Below are 1732 nucleotides of genomic sequence, written 5' to 3'. Positions count from 1 at the left end.
TTTTTTTAATGGAGTTCCCCGGCGTGTTATTTTTGATAATGCCAGAGTTGCTGTTAAAAAAGGCACTGGCAAACATGCAATTTGTCAGGAAAGTTACGCGGCATTAGCGGCACATTATTGTTTTGAGACAATTTTTTGCAATGTTCGAAGTGGAAATGAGAAGGGACTTGTGGAAAACTTGGTCGGTTTGACTAGAAGAAATATGTTTGTTCCCGTCCCTCATATTGATACTTTAGAAGCATTGAATAAATTAGTAAAAATACGTTGTCAAAATTATATCAATACTCATAAGGTTATAAGTAGACAGCAGCCAGTAAAGGCAATGCTATTAACTGACCAACAGCATCTTTTAGCTTTACCAATGCGTCCTTATGATGCAAGTCAAATCACGCAATGCAGGGTATCTTCTTACTCAACGATTCGTTTTTCTACAAATACTTATTCTGTCCCAGTAAAATATACAGGACAGACAGTAGCAGTTAAAGCACATGCCGAATTTATTAATATTTATATAAACGGAGTTATGATTGCCAGTCATATTCGCAATTATAGACGAAACCAGCAAATATTACAGCTTAAGCATTATCTTCCATTGCTAGAACGTAAACCACGAAGTATTTTACATGCAAAACCAGTACATCAGTCACTTAGCTCAAAATTGATGAATCTTCTTAGAACAACTACTTTCACTGATAAAGAACTTATAAATATATTAACCTTATGTGTAGAAAAAGGTGAACCTGCTTTTTGGCAGCGAAAAGGTGAATTTCTTACCAGTCATACGATAAAACCCCAAATTAAAGATACTGTTTTAGTACAGCCAGTTAATTTAGTTGATTATGATCAACTATACCAAAAAGGAGCTGTAGCTCAATGCAAAATTCAGGTATAAAAGAAAGCTTAGCTTTTTATGCTAAACAGTTAAAATTGCCAACCTTTAGTAACCTTACTGAACCAGTCAGCCATTTTAAAGCTGGGCAAAGTCTAGATGAATTCATATTAGAGATTATGAAAAGAGAATATGATTCCAGACAAGAAAAATTACGTCAGCGTCGAATAAAAAGAACACATTTCCCTTTATTAAAAACAATAGAAGAATTCGATTTAACCAAATTGCAGCATGTAAAACCGGAATATGTGAAACAATTAGCTAATTGTGACTTTATTAGTCGTCATGAAAACCTTGTGATGATTGGTAATCCCGGAACAGGAAAAACACATTTGATGAGTGCTATTGGTCTTAAAGCATGTTTATTAGGATACAAAGTATTATTCAAAAATGCTACAACACTAGCTTCAGAATTACGAGAATCTCGTGATAACTACCAGTTGCGTAAAATAGAAAAGATGCTTGCTGGAGTAGACCTTCTACTTATAGATGAACTTAGTTATGCAAGTTTTAACCAAGAAGAATCTGAACTTTTATTTAAAGTGATTGCTGAACGATCTGAACGAAGCAGCACAATAATTACAACTAATTTGGCATTTTCGCGATGGACAGAAATGTTTGCAAATGACACACTGGTAGCTGCCCTGGTAGATCGTTTAACATACCATTCTAATATATTAAACATGAATGGAGAATCTTACCGACTACAAAGCAGTCAGCAAAAATGCTAAGTATGTTAATATTCAAGTGGCTCACTTTTTCATCATCAGCTGGCTCAGTTATTCATTAGCAAAGTGGCTCAAAAATTCGTCATCAAGTGGCTCACTTTTTCGGTTCTTTCCA

At 34.6% G+C, this 1732-nt stretch carries 2 protein-coding genes; both read left to right on the top strand.

Annotated elements, in window-relative coordinates:
- On the top strand, positions 1–892 hold an 892-nt coding region (locus HNR32_RS13675), incomplete at its 5' end, for a Mu transposase domain-containing protein (protein ID WP_183863606.1).
- Complete coding sequence (gene istB / locus HNR32_RS13670) at positions 874–1620, top strand: IS21-like element helper ATPase IstB (RefSeq protein ID WP_183863604.1); 747 nt, start codon at positions 874–876, stop codon at positions 1618–1620. The genes HNR32_RS13675 and istB, both read left to right, overlap by 19 nt.
- The last annotated feature ends 112 nt before the right edge of the window (positions 1621–1732 follow it).

The sequence above is a fragment of the Pectinatus brassicae genome (genome assembly GCF_014201835.1).
GTDB classification, from domain to species: domain Bacteria; phylum Bacillota; class Negativicutes; order Selenomonadales; family Selenomonadaceae; genus Pectinatus; species Pectinatus brassicae.
This window is presented reverse-complemented; position numbering and strand designations above follow the sequence as displayed.

Excerpts from the sequence above, each read along its gene's own strand:
- istB (WP_183863604.1), top strand. The coding sequence starts at position 874 with ATGCAAAATTCAGGTATAAAAGAAAGCTTAGCTTTTTATGCTAAACAG.